General features: G+C 60.0%; 14 protein-coding genes, 2 rRNA genes and 3 pseudogenes. 9 read left to right on the forward strand and 10 right to left on the reverse strand.

The window, feature by feature from the left end; translation table 11 throughout:
- Window positions 1-12: 12 nt before the first annotated feature.
- Genes IB254_RS11110 through bcsQ form a run of 5 tightly spaced genes read right to left on the reverse strand, consistent with a single transcriptional unit; the run spans window position 13 to window position 10,832 of the window.
- Window positions 13-3,990, reverse strand: coding sequence for a cellulose biosynthesis protein BcsC (locus IB254_RS11110; protein ID WP_192417312.1), 3,978 nt, complete (start codon window positions 3,988-3,990; stop codon window positions 13-15).
- Window positions 3,966-5,201: a cellulose synthase complex periplasmic endoglucanase BcsZ gene (bcsZ, locus tag IB254_RS11115; RefSeq protein ID WP_192417313.1), complete on the reverse strand. Its 1,236-nt coding sequence runs from the start codon at window positions 5,199-5,201 to the stop codon at window positions 3,966-3,968. Before bcsZ ends, IB254_RS11110 begins: the two co-directional genes overlap by 25 nt.
- Window positions 5,201-7,474, reverse strand: coding sequence for a cellulose biosynthesis cyclic di-GMP-binding regulatory protein BcsB (bcsB, locus tag IB254_RS11120; RefSeq protein WP_192417314.1), 2,274 nt, complete (start codon window positions 7,472-7,474; stop codon window positions 5,201-5,203). The genes bcsZ and bcsB overlap by 1 nt, the downstream gene beginning before the upstream one ends.
- The gene (gene bcsA, locus IB254_RS11125; RefSeq protein ID WP_192417315.1) at window positions 7,474-9,696 is read right to left on the reverse strand and encodes a UDP-forming cellulose synthase catalytic subunit; all 2,223 of its coding nucleotides are present in this window, start codon (window positions 9,694-9,696) and stop codon (window positions 7,474-7,476) included. Before bcsA ends, bcsB begins: the two co-directional genes overlap by 1 nt.
- Complete coding sequence (bcsQ, locus tag IB254_RS11130) at window positions 9,693-10,832, reverse strand: cellulose biosynthesis protein BcsQ (RefSeq protein WP_192417316.1); 1,140 nt, start codon at window positions 10,830-10,832, stop codon at window positions 9,693-9,695. Before bcsQ ends, bcsA begins: the two co-directional genes overlap by 4 nt.
- Window positions 10,833-11,332: 500 nt before the next feature.
- On the opposite strand from bcsQ, the gene IB254_RS11135 reads away from it, so the two are divergent.
- A complete protein-coding gene (locus IB254_RS11135; RefSeq protein ID WP_192417317.1) occupies window positions 11,333-11,698 on the forward strand; it encodes a tryptophan synthase subunit beta in 366 nt (121 codons plus the stop codon).
- Window positions 11,699-11,794: 96 nt separating this feature from the next.
- Here IB254_RS11135 and lapD read toward each other — a convergent pair whose 3' ends face one another.
- On the reverse strand, window positions 11,795-13,741 hold the full coding sequence (gene lapD, locus IB254_RS11140) for a cyclic di-GMP receptor LapD (RefSeq protein ID WP_192417318.1): 1,947 nt from the start codon (window positions 13,739-13,741) through the stop codon (window positions 11,795-11,797).
- Window positions 13,742-13,755: 14 nt separating this feature from the next.
- Window positions 13,756-14,448, reverse strand: coding sequence for a cysteine protease LapG (gene lapG / locus IB254_RS11145; RefSeq protein ID WP_192417319.1), 693 nt, complete (start codon window positions 14,446-14,448; stop codon window positions 13,756-13,758).
- A gap of 193 nt (window positions 14,449-14,641) precedes the next feature.
- On the opposite strand from lapG, the gene IB254_RS11150 reads away from it, so the two are divergent.
- The 5 genes from IB254_RS11150 to IB254_RS11170 all read left to right on the forward strand — a co-directional run bounded on the left by IB254_RS11150 (window position 14,642) and on the right by IB254_RS11170 (window position 21,613).
- The gene (locus IB254_RS11150; RefSeq protein WP_192417320.1) at window positions 14,642-15,352 is read left to right on the forward strand and encodes a GntR family transcriptional regulator; all 711 of its coding nucleotides are present in this window, start codon (window positions 14,642-14,644) and stop codon (window positions 15,350-15,352) included.
- A 638-nt stretch (window positions 15,353-15,990) separates the two neighbouring features.
- Window positions 15,991-16,767, forward strand: a complete 777-nt coding sequence (locus tag IB254_RS11155; RefSeq protein ID WP_008039599.1) for a DUF3050 domain-containing protein — start codon at window positions 15,991-15,993, stop codon at window positions 16,765-16,767.
- The gene (locus tag IB254_RS11160) at window positions 16,764-17,693 is read left to right on the forward strand and encodes a diiron oxygenase (protein WP_192417321.1); all 930 of its coding nucleotides are present in this window, start codon (window positions 16,764-16,766) and stop codon (window positions 17,691-17,693) included. Before IB254_RS11155 ends, IB254_RS11160 begins: the two co-directional genes overlap by 4 nt.
- 13 nt (window positions 17,694-17,706) lie before the next feature.
- A complete protein-coding gene (locus IB254_RS11165; RefSeq protein ID WP_192417322.1) occupies window positions 17,707-21,123 on the forward strand; it encodes a non-ribosomal peptide synthetase in 3,417 nt (1,138 codons plus the stop codon).
- 22 nt (window positions 21,124-21,145) lie between these two features.
- Entirely contained in the window at window positions 21,146-21,613 is a 468-nt protein-coding gene (locus tag IB254_RS11170) for an SRPBCC family protein (RefSeq protein WP_192417323.1), read from the forward strand.
- A 126-nt stretch (window positions 21,614-21,739) separates the two neighbouring features.
- Here IB254_RS11170 and IB254_RS11175 read toward each other — a convergent pair whose 3' ends face one another.
- The gene (locus IB254_RS11175) at window positions 21,740-23,620 is read right to left on the reverse strand and encodes a methyl-accepting chemotaxis protein (protein WP_192417324.1); all 1,881 of its coding nucleotides are present in this window, start codon (window positions 23,618-23,620) and stop codon (window positions 21,740-21,742) included.
- A gap of 310 nt (window positions 23,621-23,930) precedes the next feature.
- Here IB254_RS11175 and IB254_RS11180 point away from each other — a divergent pair.
- From IB254_RS11180 to IB254_RS11185, 3 pseudogenes are all read left to right on the forward strand, one after another.
- A pseudogene (locus tag IB254_RS11180) lies at window positions 23,931-24,038 on the forward strand (RNA polymerase subunit sigma); the annotation flags it as partial.
- Window positions 24,023-24,106, forward strand: a pseudogene (locus IB254_RS29845) (RNA polymerase subunit sigma); the annotation flags it as partial. The pseudogenes IB254_RS11180 and IB254_RS29845, both read left to right, overlap by 16 nt.
- Window positions 24,106-25,151 (forward strand): annotated as a pseudogene (locus IB254_RS11185) (FecR domain-containing protein). The pseudogenes IB254_RS29845 and IB254_RS11185, both read left to right, overlap by 1 nt.
- A 216-nt stretch (window positions 25,152-25,367) precedes the next feature.
- On the opposite strand, the gene rrf (IB254_RS11190) reads toward IB254_RS11185, so the two are convergent.
- Window positions 25,368-25,483 (reverse strand): 5S ribosomal RNA (gene rrf / locus IB254_RS11190).
- 104 nt (window positions 25,484-25,587) lie between these two features.
- Window positions 25,588-25,703: ribosomal RNA gene (gene rrf / locus IB254_RS11195) — 5S ribosomal RNA — on the reverse strand.
- Window positions 25,704-25,896 lie beyond the last annotated feature (193 nt).

A 25,896-nucleotide genomic window follows, 5' to 3' on the forward strand; every position in this document is an offset into this window, starting at 1 on the left:
AACTCCTGCTGCTTAATTCGAATAAGGGGAACGGTAAGGGCTGACCGGCATCGCCATGCGACCGGTGAAGTCTTCAAACATGTACCGCAGGTACAAACCACCGGTGAATTGCTTGTAGTCCTGGGCGTTGTCCAGGCCGAAGCTGCCGCCCAGGAAGACGTTGTCGCCAAAACGGTACTCGGCGGCCGCATTCAGGTTGTAACCGACGCCTGTCTTGTTCTGTCCCGAGTACTGGGTCGGCACAATGATCCCGGCCGTGGCGTACTGCTGCGATACCTGATTCAGCACGCTCTGCATGTCGTTGTCGTTCGGGAAGTACGGCGTCGTATCCTGCTCGATGTGCTGCACGCCGACCGAGCCCTTGATCGAGTAACTCAAGCGATCGGTGCGTTGCGACCAGCCGATCGGCACGCCGATGGAAAAGAAGTTTTGCGGGCTGAAGTAACCGCCGTTGCCATAGGTGAAGTTGCCCTGGTTCTTGTCGTAGCTGATGCCGGTGAGGCTCAGGCCGGCGGTCAGCTGACGGCTATCGTCATTGAGCAAGTACCAGTAGACACCGGTGCCAGCCTCGGCACGGCTGTTGGATTCGACGTGGTTGCCCACCAGTTTGTGCAGGCCTCCGTAGCCATAGACGCCATAATCGCCATTGTCATAGCTGAGCTGCAAACGCCCGCCGTTGGCGGTGACGCCACCCCATTCCAAACCACTGCGGGCGTCTCGCGCACCGGCGAAAGACACCAGGCTGTCGGTCACCGGGCGCCGCGACAGGCTCAGGCCGTAGCGGAAATCGCTGCCTTCGGTGAACGAGCGATCAATGCTGATACCACCGACCACGGTGCTGTAGAGGAAACCCATGGGGCTTGCGCCCAGATCGGTTTTCAGCCCCAGCGACGGGTTCTCGTAAGCCACGGCCAGGCCGACACCCGTGTCCTTTTGGCGCCCGATCGGGCCGCTGATCTGATTACGCAGAAAATCGGTCTGGACCGGGTTCGTATTGTTCGCCAACTGGGCTTGCAACGCGGCCATCTGCTGCTCATTGAAACCACCGAAGCGCGACTTGGCAGGATCACTGATGCCACCGGCGTTCAGCGACACCGGCGTAACGCGCAGCGCCAGACGGTCATCACCCAGCGGCACACTGATTTCCAGCGGCGTTTCGACGTCGGTTATTTTGCTCAAACCCGACTCGCTGTCATTGCTGCGGATGGTCACGCCTTGAGTGACACGCGGGCTGCGCTCCTGATCAATCTGGTCCAGCGCACTTTGCATCGCCTGGCGGGCTTCAGTCTGCGGGTCCGTCGGCTTGGCCGGGGCCCGCGCGGGTTGCACAGCGTAAGCGCCAGCGCTGCCATTGCTCGCCAGGGCATTCGATAGGGCCGGCTCGGCCTCATCCGCCGCCTGCGCAACTTGCACCTGCGCGGGCGCCGGAATTTGCGACAGCGTAGCCTCGGCCAGCCGCGATTGACTGCGTTGTCCGGCCTTGCCCACGAACGGGTTGGCAGCCACGGTCCCGGCAAACGGATTGGCGTCTTCCTTGCTCGGTGCTTGCAGTGCCAGGGCACGCGCATACAGCTGCGCGGCCTTGGCGTTCTTGCCTTGGGCGCGATACAGACTGGCGGCGGTGGCGAGAATCGGCGCATCGTTCGGTGCCAGTTCCAGCGCCTTGTCCATGGCTTTCTCAGCGCCGCGATAATCGCCGGACTGATTCAAGGCCTGGGCCATGCCGATCTGCAGCTGCGGATCATTCGGCGCCTGGTCGAGCAACGGTTGATACAGCTCGATGGCTTTTTTGGCGTTGTTGTTGGCCAGGTACATGCGCGCCAGCGCGCCAACCGCCAAGGGGTCATTCGGACGCTGCGCCAGGGCCGGCGCGAGCGTGTCGTAGGCCGCCACGAGGTCGCCCTTTTCCCGCAACAGATCGGCCTGACGCACGGTGTAGAGGTACAACAATTGGTCGTAACTGCGCTGATCCGCCGCCGCCAATGGCTGGCTCTGCAACTCGTGCAGGATCTGATTGACCTGCACGTCGTCACCGGTCTTCAGCAGCACGCCGGCGTACGCCAGGCGCAGCGACGCCGACGGTGTGCTGCTTTGCGCCATGGCGTTGCGCAGCATCGACAACGCGTGTTCGGTATCACCGGCATCGACGTACGCCGAGGCCAGCATGCCCAATGATTCGGGTTTGCCGTTGGCGGCCAGTTCGGCACGACGCAACAAGGTGATGGCTTGGCTGCGGTCACCTTGTTTGGCCAGGCTCGAGGCCTGGTTGGCCAAGGATTGCACCTGAACCTCGTTGGCCAGTTGTTGCATCGCCGTGCTGCGCTGGCTCACCGGGATGCGCTCGAGCGTGCTTTGCGCGTTCGACCATTCGCCCAACTGGCTCGACAGCAACGCGCTGACGTACAGCGCATCGACGCGCTGCGGATCGGCCTTAAGCAGCTCCGCCATGGTCTGTCGGGCTTTGTCCGGGGCCTTCGCTTGCACGTACAGACGCGCCAGGTCATAGCGTGTCCAGACATTCTGCGGGTCGTTGCGCACGGCTTCCTGTTGCGCGGCAATCGCGCCGTTCAGGTCGCCGCTGCGCTCGGCATTTTTCGCCTGGCCGACCGCGACGGCGGCACGCAATGGCCGCAAATCGCCAAGGCGTTTTTGCTGGGCCGGGTTCAGCCCTTCGATCATTCGCAACCCTTGGCTGGCCTGACCGTTTTGCGCCAGCACGGTGATCAGCCCCAGCAGGGCCGCAGGATTGTCATTGTCCAGGGTCAGTGCCTGACGATAGCTCGCCTCGGCATTGTCCAACTGGTTCTGCTCCGCTTGCACACCACCCAAAGCGACATAGCCTTCGACTTTTCGCGGCTTACTGGCGATGGCCTGTTGCAACAGGCTGCGCGCCCGCACCAGGTCATGGTCGGATTTGGCTTTGTCAGCCTGGCCCAGCAGATCCCAGTAACGATTGCTCTCCAGCGCCGCTTGCCAGCGCGGGTTGCCGCCACGGCCGGCGGCACGCTTGAGCAGTTCATTGGCGTCGCTCAAGCGGCCCTGACGCTGACGAACGATCCCCAGGCCGCCCAACGCGTCGGCGTCCTGCGCTTGTTCTTTGAGTCGTGCCAGAAAGGCTTGCTCGGCGACATTCAACTGGTTGTCCTGAAGCGCCTTGAAACCGCGTGCCAGGTTCGGATTCTGCTGGGCAGCCACGGCAGCCGTGCCACGGCTGTTCATTTGCGTGCGAATCTCGGCGTCATCCGGATTGGCCTTGAGATACTCCTCAAACAACGGGATCTCCGCCGCTCGTGGCGAACCCAGCCACACCAGACCCTCGCGCCAACTTTCGGTAGCCTCACCGCCCAGTTCGGGCAAGGTCGACAACTGACCCAAGCGACGAATACCGTCGGTACGGGTCGCCTCGTTGCGCAGCAGCAGCTTGGCCAACACCAGTTTGACCTTGGCGTTATCCGGGCTCTGTTGCAGCAAACGCTCCAGGCCCTGGCGCGACTCAGTCCAGCCACCGGTCGAGTAACCGAGGTAGTTGTAGAACTCCAGGCCCAGCTCCCCTTGAGGTGCCTTGCCTGCGAAGATCTGCCGATAAATCGGCATGGCCTTGTCCAGCTCACCCGCCGTTGCCAGCAGGCGTGCCTGCTCCAACTGATCAAGGTTGTTGCCGCTCTGCAAGGCGATGGCCTGTTCCAGCAACAACGTTTGCGATTCGCCAGGATGGGATTGCTTGAGCTGATCCAGGTAGCGATTGGCACCTGCAGGACGGTTGGCCTTGAGCTCCAGCAAGCCCAGACCGTAAATCGCATCGGCTTGCTGCGGATCGATCAGCAGCAGTTTTTTCCAGGCTTCGGTGGCCCGGACCTGGTCACCTTGTGCCTGCCAGTATTGCCCCTGTTGCAGCAGCGCCTTGCCGGCACCATTGAGCTCGGCAAAGCTGCTGCTGTGGATCAGGGCGGCGAAAACCCCGAAGGCTATGGCGTGACGGCGCGCTGGCATTGCTTCTCCCACATCGGTTGCAACTTCCCGTGATCGAGGAAGTGGTAGCGGTTGTCCATGTAGCCCAGCGAAAACAGGCTCAGTACAAAAAAGTAATAGGGTGGCTGCTTTGCCTGGACCGCTTCGGCGGTCAGGGTCTGGGCCATCAGTTGCTGCACGCGCAAGGCCTGTTGCTGTTGCAGCGACGCATTGCCCAGCGCTTTGAAATACGGCAGCAGCGCGGCGGAAAAACCGAACGGGCCGGCACCGCTGCGCTGACCGCTGAGCACCTGGACTTTCTCCGGCGGCACACCGTCGGCGAGCGTGGCGGCGAGCATGCCGCCCAGGCTGCCGAGCAACGGTTTGCGCAGCGGGTCCTTGACGGGCATTACGCCCGCCCACAGGTACGTGCGGATCGCATCGTAACTGCCCAATTCACCCTTGACCGGGTCGACGATGAACTCGCCCTTGCCCGGCCCGGTGCGGCGATAACTGACCCAATCGGCAACGAAGCCTTTGTAGCTGACGGCCTTGATCAGGGTCGCGGTGTTCGTGGCGATTTCCGCCCACGGTCCGCTGCGATCGATGTCGGCGAATCGGCGCAGCACCGGAATCGGCAGGTAACTGGGGTTGAGCTGCCACAGCTCGGGTTTGTCGAGGTCAGGTTTGATAAATCCGAATTTCCCCGGCATCAGCATTTTGCCAAGCCCCGGCAGGTCCTCGACCTCCTGGGTGACAACGTTGTGCAGGATCTGGCGCGCCGCCTGGGTGTAGGCATCGCTCTGCCAAAGTCTTCCGGCTTCGAGCAACGCGTAGGCGAACCAGAGATCGGCGTCTGACGCCGAATTGCTGTCCAGCAGGCGCCAGTTGCCCTGCTCGTCCAGACCCCAGAACCAACCCGGCAGATTGTTCTTGATATCGCCTTGGGCGAGGTTGTCCTGACTCCAGCGCCACAGCTTGTCGAAGGTGACCCGGTCATTCGCCACCAGGGCGAAGAACATGGCGTACGACTGACCTTCCGACGAGCTGTGACGTTGCGGCGTGCTGGCGTCCAGCACACGCCCGTCGGGTTGCACAAAGTGCTCGACGAACGTCTGCCACAACGGCCAGGTCGATGCCTCGCAACGTTGCGCCTGGGCGGTGGCGGGCAGCAGCCATGCCAGCAGCAGCGTCGACAGCGCGATCACGGCGGCACGGCACGGGCGTTTATGGGCGAAGGCGGGCACGCTCATCACACGTCAAGACGTCGTTTGGCGCGGGCACGCAGCGACACGTACGCCAGACCACTGAGCAGCACGATGGCCAGCCCGGTCAGCGCAAACATCCAGCCCACATGCCGCGACAACATCCATTGCACGTACTTGAACGGCCCGAGTTCGCCGACGTAGTACTGCTCGTCCGCCACCAGCGCTTCGATGGATTTGCCGCGAACCACCACCAGGCTGCCCTGGATCGACTGGGTGTACTCCTCGCCACCGACCAAGGCTTTGGTCGCCTCGGTGAGGCCTTCCGGCCGGTCGCTGGCAATCACAACGACGCTGCGACCGCTCTTCAGCGGCGACTCGAAACCGGTCAGGTACGTGCTGCGCTGCCCGCCGGAAAACGCCATGGCCAGCCGTGCCTTGCGCTGGTTGGCATCCGGGTCGGGGCTGAACCAATCCCGTACGCGCATGGGCAAATCGGACAGTTCGAAACGTTGCTGGCCGTCATTCCCGGCCGCCGGCAGACGGTCGGCCCACTGGGTCAGCAGCGGCTGATTGGCACCGGACGCCAATACCAGCAGATCCTTGTCGGCAGCCGTCGCGACCTGCGCCGCTTGCGTCACCTGTACGCCGGTGGCCGGGTAACCGGTGGACTGGCCAAACCGTCCGAGCACCGTGAGGTAGGCATCCAGGTCCGTAGCCCCGGCGTTGTCCGGCAGCACCACGGCGGTTTGCGACAGGTCGGCCAGGCGGGTGAACGGGAAACCTGCGTCCTTGAACACGCCGAGATTCGGCATAGCCATGAAGTGGTCGTAGCCGCGCAAGTCCAGGGTCGATTCCGGGTCCACGCTGCCGCGCATGTTGTCGATGATGATGTCGCCGCACTCGCCCTGTTTGATGTAATCGAACATGTAGCGCAGTTGCAGACGCGATTGCAGGGCAACCGAGTTCAACGGCAGGCGCACACGAACTTCGCGGGCCAGGCTGTCGTTGGTCTTCAGCGCGCTGAGCACACCGCTGTCGAGTTTGTCCTGGGACGGCAGGTTGCGAGACTGAATCAACCCGTCGTTGAAGCTGACAATGAACGACGAGTTGGAGGATTTCTCCTGCGGGGTATAGCGGTATTTGAGGTCCAGCGGTGCGCCTTCGTCGCGCCAGGTGAACAGGTCCGGCGGGAAATTCAGCGGCACGGTGATCTCGCCGGGGTTGTAGCCGGCGACATTCAATTGCTTGGCCGCAATCAACTCACCCAGCTTGACCGGACGATCGGTGGGCAACCAATTCGGTGCGTCGTACGGCTTGCGTGGCTGCACATTGTCGAGATGGTCGATCACCACGCGGCTGCCCGACAACGCCTGGCTGCCCAGCACCAACGCCGTCGCGGCGCGCTTGAGTTCCGCACCGTCGCGACCGGTGATCACCAGCAATTTGCCGTTCGCATCATTGGGGTTGCTCATCAGCGTCAGGGTCGGCCCTGTCGCCGCCGGCAGCGTCAAACCACCGAGTTGCAGCGCATCAGGACCACTGAGCAGCACCACGGCATTGCCGCTGGCCGGCAGTTGGTTGAAGCGCGAGGAAAACACCGCGCCGCGATAGCTGGCCTGCGCGCCGAACCACGACGACAGTGCGCCGGCGGCTTCCAGGGTGCTGTTGTCGGGCGCAGCGGCAAACACAAACGGCAAGCTCAGCTGACGCGCATCCCGACGGTCGAAAAACGGCAGCGGCAGGATTGCCAGATCGTCCGGCAAGGTCAGTGGCGACACTTGAATGTCGAGCTGACTGTTGTTGCTGATCCTGGCCCACAGGCTGGAGTGCTGTGGGTCTTCGCAACTCATCGAATAGTGGCCGACGAACTGCAGGCTCAAACGGTTGAACTCGGTGATCAGGTGAGCGGGAATCTGCACCACCTGTTTTTGCATCACCCCGGCATTTTCCTTGGGCAATTGCAGGCTGGCAGCCACCTCATCGTTGACCATCACGTTGATCTGCGAAAGGTCGGCCAGCAGCGCAGGGGAGTAGGTGTATTGCAACGTCAGGTGTGCGCCGGTCACGATCGCATCGGCGCGCACGTCGAAGTTGACGCTGTCGGCGGACTCGACGCCGCGCAGGGTCATCGGATAATTCCGGCCCAGCTGCTTGAGCGTCAGGCTGTAGTTGCCGGCACCTGCCGTGGCACTGGTCGCCGGCGCCGTTTCGGCGAACGCCGCGACACCACTCCCCAACGCCAGCATGGTGCAGGTCGCACGAGCCAGAGCGCGGCGAACACCGCGCAGGTTACCGACAGCGAAAGACTTCGAGTTCATCACTTGTCCAGAACGTTTTCTAAGAGGGGTGGGGGTGGACGACGGTTGCGCAGCCAGGCTCGCGCTTCCAGGACCGTGGCCTTGAAGAGTTCGTAGATACCGCGCAGGCCAATGGCACTGACGTCGCGCAACGCAACCAACGGCGTGTCGACCTGACCACTGCCCCAGGTCGACGCCCAGGTGTCGGCGCGCGAGAAGGTCAGGCGCACCAGTTCGCTTTGCTGGCGCAGCGTCAACTGATCGAACTGCGCGCCCAGAACGGTGCCGCGACTGAACACAATCACCGCCGGGAACACGCTCAGGTGTTGATTGCGGAACAGCGAAATCTGCACCCGCTCGCCCTGGGGAACCATCACCCCTTCCGGCAAACGGAAGCCCAGGCCTTTTTGCGAGAAGTCCAGGGTGGTGCCTTCGATGACGCTGCCATCGGCACGGGTCAGGCGCATCGGCAGCGCCGCCGCGACCCGCGGCTCGGAACGCATCTGCCGGGTTTCACTGGCCACCGCCACCGAGGCGCTGGTAATGATGATGTTGTAAACCGTCCAGGCCAGGTTGATCAGGATCGTGGTCGCCGCATCGTCCGCGCCCTCCATCAGCTTCACCACACCGATGATCATGCCGGCGACGTTCAAACTCAGCAGGATGATGTACGGGCGCGCCAGCTTCCATTCGAAGTACTTCTTGTCGATGATCCCGCCCTTGTCGGTCACGTTGAAGCCGCCGAACTTGGGATTGACCAGCGCCATCAATACCGGGCCCATGATGTACCAGGCCAGTACCGTCTCGTAGACCTCGTTCCAGAACGAATGGCGGAATCGCCCCTGAATGCTGGAGTTGGTCAGGCTGGCGTGAAGGATGTGCGGCAGCACATAAGCGGTAATCATCAAGGCCGAGGCGTGGTAGATCCGCGCGTCGAAAATCAGAAAGGCCAGCGGCGCGGTGAGGAACGCCAGACGCGGCAAACCATAGAAAAAGTGCAGCATCGCGTTCACGTAACACAGACGCTGGCCCAGGCTGAGGCCTTTGCCGAACAGCGGGTTATCGGTGCGAAAAATCTGCGCCATGCCCCGTGCCCAGCGAATCCGCTGGCTGATGTGCCGCGACAGGCTTTCCGTCGCCAGGCCCGCCGCCTGAGGAATGGCCAGGTACGCGGTGTTGTAGCCGGCACGGTTGAGTTTGAGCACCGTGTGGGCATCTTCGGTCACGGTCTCGACGGCCACGCCACCGACTTCCAGCAACGGTTCACGGCGGATGACGGCACAGGAACCGCAGAAGAACGTCGCGTTCCACAGGTCGTTGCCGTCCTGTACGAGGCCGTAGAAAAGCTCACCTTCGTTCGGCACGGAACGGAAGGTGTCGAGGTTTTTTTCGAACGGGTCAGGGGAGAAAAAGAAGTGCGGCGTTTGCAGCATCGCCAGCTTCGGGTCCTTGAGGAACCAGCCGATACTCACCTGCAGGAAAGAGCGCGTGGGCACGTGGTCGGCGTCGAAAATCGCCACGAACTCGCCACTGGTGACCTTCAACGCTTCATTGAGGTTGCCCGCCTTGGCGTGGCGGTTGTTGTCACGAACGATGTAGTTGACGCCGATCTGCCCGCAGAACTCACGGAAGTCTTCGCGGCGCCCGTCATCGAGAACATGCACGCGCAGCTTGTCGCGAGGCCAGTCGATGGCCTGAGCGGCGAAGATCGTGACTTTGACGATATCCAGTGTTTCGTTGTACGACGGGATGAACACATCGACCGTCGGCCATTCACTGGGCGGGCCACTCATCAATATCGGTTTGCGGCGCAGCGGCCAGGCGGTCTGGATGTAACCGAACACCAGCACGATCATCGCGTACAGCTCGGCCATGACCAGGCCGTAGCCAAACAGCATGTCCAGCCAGCTTTCGAAACCGAGGGTGGACGTCAGCCGCCAGTACAGGTAGCGCAGGGATGCCGTCAGTGACAAACCGATCAGCACCATCACCGTCAGGCGCCCCGGAATCTTGCGCAGCACCAACGCGGTGGCGAAGCAACCCGCCGCAAAGAGGCACTGCGAATACAGATCGAATGGCACCGTGATGATAAAAACAGCGATCAGCGCGCACATCAGGGTGACGCCGAGGGTCAACGCTCGACGCAATGCCTTGGGCAAACTGTCCACGCGTTCGGACAACGCCTGCGCCCAACGCTGCGATCGCGTCAGGGCTTCGGTATCGGGAGCTGAGGCCGTAATCACGAAGCGTACGACTCCGCGACATCCATCGACTTCAACTGCGCCTTGAGTCTGTCACTGAGGACTCGCATGTCTCGGCAAGCCGGGGAAAAGCCCGGTTCCAGCAACGGGTTTTGACCGTACGCCAACGCCTCACCGATGCTGTGATCCAGCGCCACGGCCCCCAGCAGATCATTACCGAGACGGCGCTTGAGCACCTCTTGCATATCCCGGCAAAACGCTCGGGAAACGTCGAACTGATTGATCACGTAATTGCACTGCGGTGCCTGCCCCCGGGCCTTGCGTTCGTCGAGCAAGCGCTGCATCGGGTCCAGTGTCAGGAAGCACGCGGCGTCGGCGGTCACCACCACCAACACCTGATCAGCCACCATCAAGGCCTGGTCCAGGTAAGCCGTGCGACCCGGTGGCGTGTCGAGAATCACCACGTCGTTTTCGCCCAGCGCCATGTTCGCCAGCTGACGGGCCAGCCAGAATCGATCGTTTTCCAGATAGCGCTCCAGCGTCCGGCGCTCATCTTCAGTGACCGCACCATAAGGCAGCAACAATGCGCCTGCCGGCCCGGCCAACAGCAGTGAATTCCAGTTTTCACCCTGCAGGCTTGCGTTGGCCATGCCCGCCACATCCGGCTCGGCACCCAAGTGATGCTGCAAGGCGTTTTGCGGATCGAGGTCTATGGCCAGCGTCTGACCGTGCTCAACCCGCAACAGGGTAGCCAGCGCCGAAGCCAGGGTGCTTTTGCCAACACCGCCCTTGCCCGATATCAACGCGATGACATGCGCCTTGGTTTTGCTCGGACGACCATTGGGCAGCACCTGGCGCAGCGCCTCTTCGTTGCGTGCCTGTGCTTCTGCCTGACGCGCCAGCGCGACCTCGGCCAGTAAATGGCGAAGCGGCGCAGCAACCTGAGGGATTTTGACGGGCGGCAGTTCAGCCTCGTCATGGATCGTGCGATCGATCGGTGCGGCTTCAGCCACCTCGGCAGCGGCCTGAGGGGCTTCAGTCACCACGGACACAGGCGTAGCCGGCACCAGCGCCAACGGCTTTTCTTTGTAGTCAAAATGGCTATCGAATTCGAGATAGCTGTCCGCACTTGCCCCGAACCTGTTGAACAGGTTCGATATATCGTCTGTACGATTCATAGACTGCCCGAGGCGCTTGCTGAGATAGAACATGGAGCTCGTGACGGTCCGTCGAAGTGAGCCACTAAAATGATATCGTCAATATTTTGAACTACACTAGCGTAATACTTAATCGCGATCAAAATTATTTTTTAATCGCCATTTTTTTGACTTGACGCTGTTTTTTTGGCTGCCAATCTATGCGTGCACTCATCAAAAAAATGGCTCGACCGGACGGCGCGCGATTATCCACTCAAGCCTGAGCGGCCGCTCATTTTGGCGCCGAATGGCAGGCTCATTCAGTCGCTGACAACATCACGAACACGAGTAACAACGGAGCAATAAGCGGACCATTTACCCAGGCAATTAACGAACAGACGTTTAGTTGTTTCGCATATATCTTTTAAATCAATCAGTTACTTAGTTTATAAGCATGTTTTGCTACGGCTGACATCCAGGCACCGCTCCTTTGGCTATGCTGCTGACAGACCGATGCGGGTCATTCTCGTGAGGGATGCTCAATGTTCTACGTGCAACGCAATGCAGACGGCCAACTGATGCGCGTGGAAGCCGAGGCCTATGCCGGGTCTACCGAAATACTCCCGGCCGATCACCCAGACCTCCAAGCCTGGTTCGCCAGCGAGGTCATGGCGACCAGCCACAAGCAACTGCAACAAATAAAACAACTCAAGCAATTGAGACAAAGTGACCTGGACATGATCCGGGTACTCGACGACTTGATTCAGGTGCTGACCGATAAGGGCGTAATCCGCGTCACCGACCTGCCGGCCGCCGCACAGGCCAAACTGATGGACCGGTCACAGGCTCGGGAAGCGTTGGGTGGGTTGAGTCTACTGGTTGATGAGGATGATTCGGGGTTGATCTGATCCAACCTTTGTCGTTGTCTGTGCTGACGCCATCGCCGGCAAGCCGGCTCCTACAATGTTTACCGGGTTGTTCGCGATGACGATCTTCAGATCTGATCACTCCCAGGGCTTCGGCTCACCAAACAACTGCCCCTGCACACCGTAAATCCCCATCTCGCGAATCACCGCCAGCTCCCCGTCCGTCTCGACCCGCTCGGCAATCAACGGCAAGTCGATGCTGTGCGCCGCCCGCTGAATCGCCTCGATGAACAAACGCTTGTCGCTCTCCTGATCAATCGCGCGGATGTAAACGCCGTCGATCTTCAAATACGCCAACCCGAGCCGTGCCAGGTTGCCGATCATGCTGAAGCGCCCGCCAAAGTGTTGCAGGCTCAACGAGAAGCCGAGTTCACGTAGCCGCCGTGTCAGCTCTTCCAGCTCAGCCTGCTCCGGCAGTTGTTCCTCGCCGATTTCCAGCGTCAGCCGCGACCCCAAACTGGAGTGCGCCCGCAAAATATCGAAGAGTTGACTCAGCGCCTGCGGATTGGCCAGCGTCGCCGAGGACAGGTTCAGTGCCAACGACGCTTCATGGTCGGCCATCTGCTCAAGCACTCGCTCCAGCATCAGGCGATCCAGGCGCGCGGCCCAGCCGAAACGCTCGAGCCACGGCAAGAACCGGCCGGCGGGGATCGCCTGGCCCTGCTCGTCGATCAGGCGCGAAAGCACTTTGTAATGCAGCACCAGCGTCGTGTCCTGGCTGGCCACCACCGGTTGGAAATACAGCTCGAAGCGCTGCTGACTCAGCGCCAGATCGAGCAAGCTGTGCCAGGCATGATGATCATCGCCGACAGGGGCCGACGTTGCGCGGTCCAGGCACACCCACCGCGAATCGCCCTGGCCTTCAGCCTGCGCCAGTGCCTGATCCGCCAGCCCGAGTACCGCTTGCGGAGCGTCGCCATACACAAACGGCGCAAGCCCGATGAAGGCCACTGCGGCCACGTCGGTGGCGCCGGTCGCATGCAGGCTGGCTAATGAGCTGTCGAGGCTTTGCGCCAGTTGAAGCGCTTCTGCGCGCAGCAATCCCGGCGCCAGCACGGCAAATTCGCCACCGCGGATCCGCGTGACAAGGTTCAGCGTTTCGGGGTATTTGGCACACTCGCGGGACAGTTGCTCGCCGACCGCTATCAACAAATCATCGGTGTGTTGACCACCCAGACGCTGATTCAGCCCGGCGAGGTCCTTGACCCGTAGCAGCAACAAATACCCCGAACTTGCCTGTTCCGGATTGCTCACCCGCGCGTTCAATTGCATCTCGAAATAGCGCCGGTTGGCCAACCCGGTCAGGTTGTCCTGATAGGACTCGGCGCGCAGTTTTTCACTGCGTTCGGCCTGCTCCTGGAACAACGCCTTGAGCTTCTCGACCATCTGGTTCATGGCCTGCACCACCCGGCGCAATTCAGGTGTGCGCGGCAGGTTCGGCAGGCTGAGGAATTCACGACGGGCAATGGCGTGGGATTGCTGGACCATGTAGTCCAGCGGTTTCAATTGCCGGCGCAGCAACAACGCACCCAGCGCTGCACTCACCGCACCGCAAAGCAGCAACCAGCCGAGACTGCCCAGTGCGCTCTGCCAAAGCTTGGCCAGCGCGAACATCGGATGGCTGACCACTTCGACCCGCGCGGCCTGTTCCCAGCCACGGCTGACAATCGCATCGCCACCCGCCGGTTCCAGGCCGATCAGTTTGATAAACCAGTCCGGTACATTGGTGATCGCCGGGATGCCATTGCGTTCGACCAGCGTCTTGTCGTTCGACAGATCGACCACACGGATGCTCGCGTAGTAACCGCTGTCGAAGATCGAGCTGACCAGCAGCTCGACCATCGCCGGGTCATCGATGTTCGGCGTCAACGACAGCGCCAACGCCGTCGCGGCGTCCTGGGCATGGGAGCGCAACTGGTTGACATACTGGGTGCGCGAGCTCTCGAGGCTGACCATGAAGCTGCCGGTGAAGGCGACCACCAGGAACAGACAAATAGCGATCAATAGCTGTTTGAACAAAGACATCTGAGCGCGTGCTCCTAGTTAATCGTTTCGACCGGGAATCCTTCCGCCTGCATTTTCTTCAACACATCCTGCCAACGGGACAACCGCTTGGTATCGCCCACTTTCTTGTTGCCCTTGGCACCCGGCAACCACAAGCCTTCGGCATTGAAAGCGTAGACCGGCAACAGATCGGTACGTTGGCTGGCGGGCTTGATCGCATCGATCAGGCTGTCGAGCACCAACGGCATGGCGTCGGGGCTGGCGTAGTAGGTCAGCACCATGTGCGCGCGATTGAGGCTCAGGGCCTTTACGTAAGTAATGCGCAACTTGTCACTGGAAACGCCGAGGCGGCGCAGGCTGAAATACTTGGCGATGGCGAAGTCTTCGCAATCACCGGCGCCTTTCCACAAGGCTTCGATCGGGGTTTCCCAATAATCGACCTCGTGCCACAGGTCGATGTCCTCTTCATAGCGCATCTGTTTGTTGAAGAATTGGTTGACCACATTGAGCCGGTCCAACTCACTGAGTTGCTTCTGCGTCGCCAACAATTGCTGCCAGGCATCGATGCGCTGCTGACCCTCGCCCAATGGCCCGTACAACGCCTGCGCCCGACGGCTGATCAGGGAAAAATCCCAGTCGGCGTGCAGGCCGCCCGAAATGACACCGGCCAGCAGTAACGCGCAGCACAACCAGCGCAAAGTCCGAGGGATCGCGAAACGTGCCGCCAATGCGAGGCATCCAGGGTGGGCAGGTGGAATCGATTGATGTTGAAGGTTAGCCTGTTAAATGACAATGGCACGGTGAGATCACTGCGGGACGACTAAACTTGAAGTGTGACCCTGTGTGCGTTTGACAACCTGTCAGGCAGTCACTAGTGTCCTCTTGGATCCAAATTATCTCAGTCATTCAGGGTGCGTTGTAGTGACACAGAAGCCCAACCCTCTCAGCAGTATCAAGGTCAACGGGCCGATTCCCGCTCATCTGGCCCGCTCGGTCATCGAAGAGACCCTGCGCGCCGCCATTCTCGATGGTCGCATTCCTTGCGGCACGGCTCTTCGCCAACAAGACCTGGCCGACCTGTTCGGTGTCAGCCGCATGCCGGTCCGTGAAGCCTTACGCCAGCTCGAAGCCCAAGCGCTGCTTAACGTGGTCGCCCACAAAGGTGCGGTGGTCGCGCCACTGGTTCAGGGCGACGCCGTCGAGACTTACGCATTGCGCATCCTTCTGGAGTCCGAAGCCCTGCGCCTGTCGATCCCGTTGCTCACCAACGAAGACTTCGAGCAGGCGGCCCGCTACATCGACGAACTGGAAACGGAACACGACTACACCGAAATCGGCCGGCTGAACCGCCTGTTCCACATGTCGATGTATTGCAAGGCGCCTAACCGTCGGCTCTTGAGGCTGGTCGAAGACGGACTGAACGAAGAGGAGCGCTTCCTGCGCTTCAACCTGGAAGCCATGGGCCTGGGCAAACTGTCCCAGGAGGATCACCGTGCGCTGCTGCGGGCGGTGGAAGACCGCGACATCGAGCGCTCGGTGACGCTGCTCGAACATCACCTCAACCGAGGTGTCGAGGTCATCACCCGCTATCTCGAAAGCCCCGAAGCGCAAAGCAGAAAAACCTCGAAATAAATCACCCCGGCAACGGCGCGAGCAGGTCGACCTGCTCGCCCGCGCTTGCCGCGCCTGCACATCCTTTCTGCCAAACCCGCCCCTTGCACTGACCCTATGACGCGTCGGTGATAGCGGCTGCCTTGATTTACGCTCACTCTTGGGCTGCCAACGAATAACAAACGGGCGACGCACCGCATGAGCGGCGCAGTCCCCGCATCAAGAACCTAAGGAAGGAGTCTTGCCACGGGAAAGGAAGCATCGGCGTCCCGGCCAACTTCCACCCCTCAAATCACACTAACGATCACCCTTAGAAAGTTGCTTCGAGTGAGGCATTCACTCTTTACTTCGATTTCGACTTATATAAGCCGAAAGGAGCAACTACGCCCAAATAAAACTTATTCAAAAAGTCTTATTGGAACTTGTCACGCTCGAAAAAGTTAAACTTTAAAATAGTATAAAAATAACTTGCCCCGCACTTTATTCGTGTATTAGTTTTTCTCCGCCACCACTGGCTACTGGCTGCAACCCTTTAGCCATAAGACTTATATGCAACTAATACCGATCAATTCATTTGAGGCATCCGCTCGCCATCAGACTTTTTAAAGCACTCATTACTTATTGATCACACCTCACTCCGGACCACTTATAGGCTCGCCATGAAATCGACTAAAGACCGTCTTAATCAGAAGAAAGCAGAACTTAGCGCGCACCCGATTTTCTCTGAAATACATTCGCTTTCGGTACTTCAACGCTTCATGGAATCCCATGTGTTTGCGGTATGGGATTTCATGTCGCTGACCAAGCGCCTGCAACAGGAGCTGACCTGCGTTCAGTTGCCCTGGCTGCCGCCGAGCGATCCGCAAGCGGCGCGCCTGATCAACGAGATCGTGCTTGGCGAAGAGTCCGATGATCGTCCGGCCCACGGCCATTACAGCCATTTCGAGTTGTACCTCGATGCGATGCGCGAAGTGGGGGCCAGCACGGCCGTCATCGAACGCTTCGTAGCCCTGCAGCAAGAAGGCGTGAGTTATGACGTGGCATTGCAGAGCGTGGACGTTGACCCGGCCGCTGCGCAGTTCGTGCGCCATACCTTGCACACCGCGCTGCATGCACCCGGCCACAGTGTTGCAGCGGCATTTTTGCACGGTCGCGAGAGCGTGATTCCGCAGATGTTCCAGCGGATTCTCGACGATTGGGGCATCGGTATCGAGCAAGCGCCGACCTTCCGTTACTACCTGGAACGGCACATTGAAGTCGATTCCGAAGACCACGGCCCGGCAGCGGAAAAACTCCTCGCGCGATTGGTCAATGGCGATCCGCAACGCGAAGAAGACGTCTACGCCAGCGCCCTCGCCGCCGTGGAAAGCCGCATTGCCCTGTGGGACGGCCTGCGTCTGAGCATGAGCGAGCCGTTGGCGGAGGTGAACGCATGAACGCCGCCGACTACCAATCCTTCGCCGACGCCTGGGAAAGCCGCGCGACCATCCGCACCCGCCCGCGCCGCGTGCTGGAGAACGACGAAAAGCTGATCTACCCGCTCAGTCGCCAACCGCTGGTATTGAGCGAAACCTTTCTGCGCGAATGCCCGGAGCAACGGGATTTCGCCCTGGTGCAGACGCTCTACAAATTCATCAACGACGTGGTGATTTTCGAAACCGAGATCGTCGACAAAACTGCGCGCAGCATCGCCAAGAACCGCTTTGCCGTGGCCTTCCCGTTCGCCTGCCGGTACGACGCCATGACCGTGGTGGTGGACGAGGATTACCACGCGCTGGTGGCGATGGATTTCATGCAGCAAACCGTTGCCATGACGGGCATTACGCCCATCGGTCTGCCGGATGAAATCGAACTGAGCCGGGCGATTCCGGCCGCCGTGGCACTCGCACCGGAACACTTGCGCAGTGCCGTGGAATTGATCTGCGTGGCCATCGCCGAGAACACCGTCACCGGTGATGTGGCGGCGTTTGCCAAGGACGATACGGTCAAGCAATCGATCAAGGGTTTGATGGCTGACCACCTGCTCGACGAGGGCCGTCACTCGGGCTTCTGGGCGCGGCTGGTGCGCATCTACTGGCACACCGCAAGTGAAGAAGACCGCCGCTGCATCGCGCAGATTTTACCGGTGTTCATCGGCCATTACCTGACCAACGACATTCAGAAGTCGTTCGACTTCCGCCTGATCGAGTCTTTGCAAATCAGCGAAGCCGCGCGCGCCGCACTCAAGCGCGAAGTGTCGGGACTGGCCTTCCCGATCAACCGCCATCACCCGTTGGTCGCCAACATCGTGCGTTTTTTCCGCAGCAGTTCGCTGCTCGATTCGCCGTGCGTTCAAGAAGCCCTGAGCGACTACCTGGTTTAACGAGGAGCACATCATGAGACGTCTCGACATTCTGCTCATCGGGCAGAGCCAGGCCCTGACCGACCTGGCGCTGGAGCTCGAACAACACGGTCATTCACTGATGCGGCTTGAAGCAGTTGGTCAGCCTGCGGCGGGACCGTTCGATTTGCTGATCGACGACACAAGCCTGCCGTTTGAGGACTTCGGCGCGACATCGCGACTGACGCTGCAACTGGGCATCGGCGAGCCGCAGACTTCAGGTCTTGTGACGTTGGACTTGCTATGCCTGCACGGTTCGACGCTGCTCACGCGCGTGCCGATTGCCGACGAACCTTCGGGCAACGGCCAGGCATTGCGTCTGCGGGCGGTGGCGGAGCTGGTGGACCACGTAGCGTTGCTGGTCAGTCGTTTCTCGCGGGACGCCGACTATTTTCTACTGGCCGAGCCAGCGACCCCGGTGCATTTCGAGCGGCTAGAAAGCCTGCGGCTCCTGGAGCACCTGGCCTTCGTCCATCGGCTCAATTCCACCGCTGATCCTCGGTTGCTGCAACTCGCGCAAGTGCCGATGATCGAGCGGCTTGAGCAGCGCTTCATGCAGTCCGCCGACAGACCGGCGCTGAACCTCGCCGGCACGTCCCTCAGCTATCGCCAACTGCATGCTCACAGCCGCGCCATCCAGCAGCGTTTGCAGCCAATGCTCGAACAACTCGACGGGCCGTGGGTGATCGGCATTTGCCTGCCGAAATGCAGTGCGTTGTATGCGGGGATTCTGGCGATTCTCGGCAGCGGCGCGGTGTATCTGCCGCTGGAGCCGAGCCATCCGCTGCAACGTCAGCACTACATTCTGGCGAATGCCGGTGCCGTGTTGCTGTTGCACGACGGGCAGCATCCTCTTGCATCCGAGATGCTCAGCCTGGACATCAGCGCGATCAACATCGACAGCGTGGATCTCGACCAACCATTGATGCGCCAGCGCCCGGACCTCGACGCGCCGTGCATGGCGCTCTACACCTCCGGCACCACCGGCCATCCCAAAGGCGTGTTGCTCAGCCAGGCCAACCTCGCGCACTTCACCGCGTGGTACGCCGACTATGTGCAACTGACGGAGCAAAGCCGGGCGCTGCAGTTTTCGTCGTTGAGTTTCGACTCGTCGCTGATCGATATTTTCCCGACCCTGTTGCAGGGCGCCGAGCTGATCGTGCCCAGCGACGATCAACGCCGTGATCCGCTGCAACTGGTGGAACTGATCCGCCACCAACGCTTGAGCCACGCGTTTCTGCCACCAGCCTTGTTGAGCATTCTGCCGCTGGAGCAGTTGCAGGTGCTGGATCACGTGATGACCGGTGGCGATGTGTGCGAACCCTATGTCATCGAGCAGCTCACCCGCCAGGGCAACCTCTACAACCTCTATGGCCCGACCGAAGCGACGGTGCTGATCACCGCGCGGCAACTGTGTGCCGGCGACAGCAATCGCACCCTCGGCGCGCCTATTGCCAACAGTCAGGTGCTGATTCTCGACGAGGATTTTCAGCCGGTCGTCGAACAGACCGTCGGCGAGTTGTACATCGTCGGGCCCGGTGTCTGCCTGGGCTATCTGAACAATCCGCAACAGACCGCCGAGCGCTATTTGAGCGTGAGCCTGCCGAGCGGTGAACACCTGCGGGCCTACCGCACCGGCGACATGGCGAAGTGGACCGACGCCGGCATCGAGCTGTGCGGACGCCGGGACAATCAGGTAAAAATTCGCGGCTTTCGGGTCGAGCCGGAGGAGATCGAACGTTGTCTGCGCGACAGCCAGCTGTACCGCCAGGTGGCCGTGGTCATCGACAACCAACGGCGGATTCTGGCGTTCCTCACCCAGCCTCAAGAAGCGCTACCCGGCGCGGCGCGTGAAGCACTGAAAGCGCACGCCACCCAGTTTCTGCCGGACTACATGCAGCCCACCGTCTGGACCGAACTGGCGAGTATGCCGTTTGCCAGCAACGGCAAGGTCGATCGTAAAGCCCTGCTGGAGCTGCCCGTCAGCATCGCCGAAAACACCGAGCGACGCTTGCCGGCCAGTGCCGATGAAGCGCTGCTGCTGGAGATCTGGGCCGAGTTGTTGGAGTTGCCGGCCAGCGACATTTCCACCGACGAAAGTTTCTTCAATTTGGGCGGCCACTCGATTCTGCTGTCGCGCATGCTGTTGCGCCTGCGTGAAGAGTTCGGTCGCAGCATCTCGATCAACCGCTTCATCGAACTGCCTACCATCGCGAAACTGGCGACGCTGGTGCGCGGCTCCGGCACTGAGGAAGTGCTGAGCGAACAGGCCATGGCGGATGCCTTCCGCGAACTGGATATCGAGCCGCTGCCCGTCAGTCGCATGGGTGATGTACACAAGGTGATCGTCACCGGCGCCAACAGTTTTGTCGGTGTGCATATTGTCGAAGCGTTGTTGGCGTGGGGCGCCAGCGAAGTGGCGTGTCTGGTGCGCGATGGCAGCGGGCAATCAGCGGCGGAACGCTTCGCCCACGCGTTGCGGGAAAACCGTCTGGAGCATCTGGATTTGAGCCGGGTGCGGGTTTACGCGGCGGACATCACACAGCCCTCGCTGGGGCTTGCGGTGGATGTTTATGAGCGCCTGGATCGCGAGTACGGCGCGCTGGTGCACAACGCCGCCAACGTCAATCACGTGCTGGATTACGAGTCGCTGGCGCGGGACAACGTCGAGCCTATCTTCGAGTGCCTGCGCTTGTGCGAAGGACGCAGTAAAAAAATCTTCAACTTCGTCTCGACGCTGTCGGCTTCGAGCACGATTTCCGCTGATGGCCGGGTGCTCGAACTGCCCGCCGCGCAGACCCCGCCGATCTACATCAAGAACGGCTACAACCTGTCCAAGTGGGTCGGCGAACGGATCCTGGAAAGGGCTCGGGAGCGCGGGGTTCGGGTCAATCTGTACCGCCCGGGCAACATCAGCTTCAACAGCCTGAGCGGCGTCTGCCAGCCGCACAAAAACCGTTTGATGCTGATGCTCAAAGGCTCGATCCAGCTCGGTCAGGTGCCGGAGTTCGCGTTGAATTTCGACCTGATGCCGGTGGACTTTCTCGCCCGTTTCATCGCCTTCCACGCCAGCCGATATTCAGCGGAAAAAGCGGTGTTCAACCTGCACAACCCCGAGCCGCTGAGTTGGGACGATTACGTCGCGTCCTTTCGTGAGGCGGGTCGGGAATTTTCCATGGTCAGCGTCTCCGACTGGCAACAGCAATTGGGCCGGGTCGACAGCGACAACGCGCTGTTCGGCGTGCTCGGTTTTTACCTCAACGGCTTCGAAGAAGACATCGGCGACATCTCGATGATCGGCCATGACAACGCTCAGGCCGGCGTGCGGCAGATGGGCGCGCACTACCCGGAAAAATCCCCGGCGCTGCTGCGTCGCGGCTGCGACTACCTCAAAGAAATCAACTTCATCTGAATCACTCAAGCGGAGCAAAACCATGAAAAACCTGCAACCCGATACCCTGATCAAAAACCCGCAAGGCTGCCACGTCGTGTCTTCGGTGGACGTGCCGGCGCAGGCCGAAAAAGTCTGGGCGGTGGTCGGCAACTTTGCCGGCTTCGATCAATTCATCCCGGCGTTGTCGCACATCGAGACGACCGGCGAAGGCGTGTCATCGCTGCGCAAGAAATTTTTCAAGGACGGCAACCTGGTGGTCGAGCAACTCAATTCGCGGGATGACCAGGCGCGGACCATGACCTGGACCACGATCTACAACACCTTGGGCGTGGCCAATTTGTGGGCGGCGATGACGGTTGAGGTGCTGGGTGAAGGCAAGTCCCGAGCGACATGGACCATCAACGCCGAGCCGGCTCAGGGTGGCGCCGAGGCGCTGCCGGGGTTCAAGGATTTTGTGCAGGGGTTTGCCGATGATGCGATGAATAATGTGTTGAAGCTGTTTGCGTAGGACACACTTTTTTCGGTGATGCGCCAGTCCTCTTCGCGGGCAAGCCTCGCTCCTACAAGGTATCGAGTAACCTGTAGGAGCGAAGCTTGCCCGCGAAGAACGATAACGCGGTAGATCTGACCCGAATCAGATCTTGAAGCTATCAACCAACTGCTTCAACCGATTCGCCTGCAACGACAATGCATCGCAATCCTTCAACGTTTCATTGAGGTTGGCCACGCTCTGCTGATTCAGCAGATTGATCTGGTTAACGTCGACGTTAAGGGTTTCCACCACCGCCGTCTGCTCCTCGGTCGCTGCCGCCACCGACTGGTTCATCCCGTCGATTTCGCCAATGCGCTTCGTCACGCTGACCAGACGCAGACCTGCCTGGTTCGCCACTTCAACGCTCTCTTCGCTGGAGACCTGACTGGCGTTCATGGTGGTCACCGCTTCACGCGAGCCGACCTGCAGCGACGTGATCATCTTGTGAATTTCCTCGGCCGACTCCTGCGTGCGATGCGCCAGGTTACGTACCTCGTCCGCCACCACCGCAAAACCACGACCGGCTTCACCGGCGCGTGCCGCTTCAATGGCGGCGTTGAGCGCCAACAAGTTGGTCTGCTGGGAGATGCCTTTGATCACATCGAGAATGTGCCCGATGTTGTCGGTGCTCGCGTTCAGGGTTTCGATCTGCGTGCACGACAGGCTGATTTTCTGCGACAGCTCGGTCATGGCCAGAATGGTTTTTTCCACCACCTGACGACCGTCATCGGCCTGCTCGCTCGCGCCGCTTGCATGCTGCGAAGCGTCGGCGGCGTTGCGGGCGATTTCCTGGGTGGCGGCGCCCAACTGGTTAATCGCTGCCGCCACGCTGTTGGTGCGCGCACTTTGTTCGTCGGAACCGACGATCGACGCGTTGGACGAAGCCATCACCCGTTGCGACAGGTCATGGACCTGCCGGGTGGCCGAGGACACTTCGGAAATCGACGCGTGAATTCGCTCCACGAACTGGTTGAAGGAGCCCCCCAGTTCACCGAATTCGTCTTTGCTTTCCACGGACAGACGACGGGTCAGGTCGCCTTCGCCCTGAGCGATGTCCTGCATCGCACGACCCATGGTGGTCAGCGGACGCATCAGCACGTTGATCAGCAGGCTCAGCAGCACCGCAATGACGGCGACAGCGATAAACATCGCGATCAACGCTGAGGTGCGGAATTGGCTCAATGGTGCGTAGGCCTTGTCCTTATCGATCGACAGACCGATGTACCACGCAGCATTCGGCAAACCGTTGACCGGGGTGAACGAGAGGATGCGTTCCTGGTTGTTCAGGGTGACTTGCTGATTGCCCTTCTCGATGCGCAGGCCGGCGTTGGGGTAGATGTCCTTCAGGTTCTTCATGACCTGGTCTTTGTCCGGGCTGACGATCACCTGGCCGTCGGCACTGACCAGAAACGCATGGCCAATGCCGCCGAAGTCCACCGAGTTGATGATCTTCACCAGGGTTTCCAGGCTCAGGTCACCGCCGACCACGCCAAGCAACTCGCCATTCTTTTTCACCGGCATGGCGATGGTCACGACCAACCCACCGACGGCCGCCATGTAAGGCGGGGTCAACATGGTTTTGTCAGCGACAACCGCTTGCTTGTACCAGGGACGCTGACGCGGATCGTAGCCGTCCGGCATCTTCGCGTCCGGGCGCTGAGTGAACACGCCATTAGTCTGGCCGACGTACGTGAACTGGAAGTTGGAGGTGAAGGCCGGCTGATCAACCAGCCCCGGCAGATCGGCATTGGCGCCTTGATGAGCGACGTTTTGCGCGAGGTTTTCCAGCACCAGCACGCGGCCGCTCATCCAGTTTTGCACGCTGCTGGCGGTCAGGTCGCCGGCTTGTTGAACGGAGGATTCGAGGTTTTGCCGAATGGTATTTCGCTGCAGATAGTCGTTGTACAAAGTGAACAACGCAAAAGCCAGCACCACGACGCCGGAGGCGGCCAACAGGATTTTATGGCTGAACTTGAGATTCATTTCATAGGGCTTCTATGCAGAAAGTGGGGATGCGTTCCGGGTTGCAACATTCCATGTACAGCTCAAGCGGCTCTATGGCCGCTCTACTTTGGTGCACGCATGTCTCACCAGTCTGTCGGCACAGGCGGGATAAATCTTAGGGGCATGTACGAAATGACCGGTATTTTCGTCAGATACCCGCCGAACGGCGTGCTAGAGCGCTTGAGTCGCATTGGTGTGATGACGGTTGTTCTAGCGGCAGTTGCAAATTCCCCGACCCGTGATAACAATGCGACTAATTATCATTTGTGACGTCCGGGCTGTTGCGTTCATGTCCTCACCTGAGTTTGCAGTACAGCCGCTTTACGATAGCCATCACGGTTGGCTCAACACGTGGCTGTGCGCTCGACTGGGCAATGCCGCCGAAGGGCTCACTCTCAACGTTCGGTGGAGCGCTATGTCGCTGATGCGCCTTATCACTGCTACCTGCTGCGGTACCCAATATGATGCCTGTGGATAATCCTGCACTGGGTCGGCGTGGCGAACCTCATCAACAAGTGGTCAAACAAGCCATCCACTGGCTGCTGCGCTTGCGAAACAACGCGAGCAATTCCAGGCTTCGCCAACAATGCGATGTCTGGCGGGCAGAACAGCTGGAACACGAATTGGCCTGGCAACGGGTGCAGTCCCTGCACGCTGAACTCAGCAACAATCTGCGTGCGGTACCCGGTGCCCCATCGCCCTCAATACGCTGGAAAACAGTGCTCAAGGACTGGGCAGGCGCCAGGCCTTGAAACTGTTGTCGGGTGCGTTGCTGATGGGATCGGCAGCATGGCTGGGCAGGGATCTGACAGGCTGGCAACAGTGGACCGCGGATTTTGCCACCGCTACGGGCGAGCGCCGTGGTTTCCAGCTGCCGGATGGCACGCGACTGGAACTGAACACCGTCAGCTCAGTAGATTTGGACTACACCGCGCATCAGCGTCTGATCAAACTGACCCGTGGCGAAATCATCGTGACGTGCGGCGGGGCCGATGAAGGATCTTCACTGGATCGACCGCTACGCGTGCACAGTCGCCACGGTGTGTATGAGGGCGTCGCCGCACGTTTCATCCTTCGCCAGGAAGCGAACTGCACGCGGCTCAGCGTGACCAGCGGCATGGTCGCGATCCATTCACCACTACTTGCCGATGGCATGCCGATTCAGGTGCAGGCCGGTCAGCGCTATGTGATTGATCATCAGCGAGCACGTTTGGCACCACCGCAGGACATGGATGTCGGCGCCTGGGTCGACGGCCTGATCGTCACCCGCAACATGCGTCTTGGCGATTTCCTGCAGGAGGTCGGACGCTACCGTCTTGGTTATCTGACGTGCACAACAGATATTGCCGACTTGCGGCTGTCCGGTGTCTTCCGGTTGGAAGACACCGACAAGCTGCTGGCCATCCTTCCGCAGATCTTGCCGGTGCAACTGCGCTACCGCACCCGATGGTGGGTGACGTTGGAGCGGCAGTCAGCAGCCACCGCTACAACGTTGCCGCCGGAGCTTTGAGCGATGTGCTCAATCAATTTGCACGCCAGGCGGGCAACTGATCGAAAACCGCCACAGTGAGCTACCAGTTCTAAATACTCGACATACAAAAAAGCCAGCCCTTGATTTTCAAGGGGCTGGCTTTTTTGTTTTTCCTAGGCAGGCAATCGAGATATTAGCGAGCCCGAAACGACAAAACCCCTGTCTGCGTTAGCAGACAGGGGTTTCGGAATTCAATCTTGACGATGACCTACTCTCACATGGGGAAACCCCACACTACCATCGGCGATGCATCGTTTCACTACTGAGTTCGGGATGGGATCAGGTGGTTCCAATGCTCTATGGTCGTCAAGAAATTCTGTGACCAGCCCGTTACGTTGTAACGTGCCAGCAAAATTGGTGACTTCTACTAAAACAAAACCCCAACTGCTTTCGCAATTGGGGTTTCGGAATTTAATCTTGACGATGACCTACTCTCACATGGGGAAACCCCACACTACCATCGGCGATGCATCGTTTCACTGCTGAGTTCGGGATGGGATCAGGTGGTTCCAATGCTCTATGGTCGTCAAGAAATTCTTGAGCTGACGCGTCTTGCGACGTTCCAGCGAATCGGGTATGCGATAGTTTGTGTGTTGCTCTCGAACTTTCGGTTCATTGCGTCTTCACACACCGCAATCTGATGCTCTTTCGAGGAGTCAAATTGCTTGGGTGTTATATGGTCAAGCCTCACGGGCAATTAGTATTGGTTAGCTCAACGCCTCAC

Source organism: Pseudomonas sp. PDM03 (genome assembly GCF_014852385.1).
GTDB classification, from domain to species: Bacteria; Pseudomonadota; Gammaproteobacteria; order Pseudomonadales; family Pseudomonadaceae; genus Aquipseudomonas; species Aquipseudomonas migulae.

Excerpts from the sequence above, each read along its gene's own strand:
- IB254_RS11110 (WP_192417312.1), bottom strand. The coding sequence starts at position 3,990 with ATGCCAGCGCGCCGTCACGCCATAGCCTTCGGGGTTTTCGCCGCCCTG.
- bcsZ (WP_192417313.1), bottom strand. The coding sequence starts at position 5,201 with ATGAGCGTGCCCGCCTTCGCCCATAAACGCCCGTGCCGTGCCGCCGTG.
- bcsB (WP_192417314.1), bottom strand. The coding sequence starts at position 7,474 with ATGAACTCGAAGTCTTTCGCTGTCGGTAACCTGCGCGGTGTTCGCCGC.
- bcsQ (WP_192417316.1), bottom strand. The coding sequence starts at position 10,832 with ATGAATCGTACAGACGATATATCGAACCTGTTCAACAGGTTCGGGGCA.
- IB254_RS11135 (WP_192417317.1), top strand. The coding sequence starts at position 11,333 with ATGTTCTACGTGCAACGCAATGCAGACGGCCAACTGATGCGCGTGGAA.
- lapD (WP_192417318.1), bottom strand. The coding sequence starts at position 13,741 with ATGTCTTTGTTCAAACAGCTATTGATCGCTATTTGTCTGTTCCTGGTG.
- IB254_RS11155 (WP_008039599.1), top strand. The coding sequence starts at position 15,991 with ATGAAATCGACTAAAGACCGTCTTAATCAGAAGAAAGCAGAACTTAGC.
- IB254_RS11160 (WP_192417321.1), top strand. The coding sequence starts at position 16,764 with ATGAACGCCGCCGACTACCAATCCTTCGCCGACGCCTGGGAAAGCCGC.
- IB254_RS11165 (WP_192417322.1), top strand. The coding sequence starts at position 17,707 with ATGAGACGTCTCGACATTCTGCTCATCGGGCAGAGCCAGGCCCTGACC.
- IB254_RS11170 (WP_192417323.1), top strand. The coding sequence starts at position 21,146 with ATGAAAAACCTGCAACCCGATACCCTGATCAAAAACCCGCAAGGCTGC.
- IB254_RS11175 (WP_192417324.1), bottom strand. The coding sequence starts at position 23,620 with ATGAATCTCAAGTTCAGCCATAAAATCCTGTTGGCCGCCTCCGGCGTC.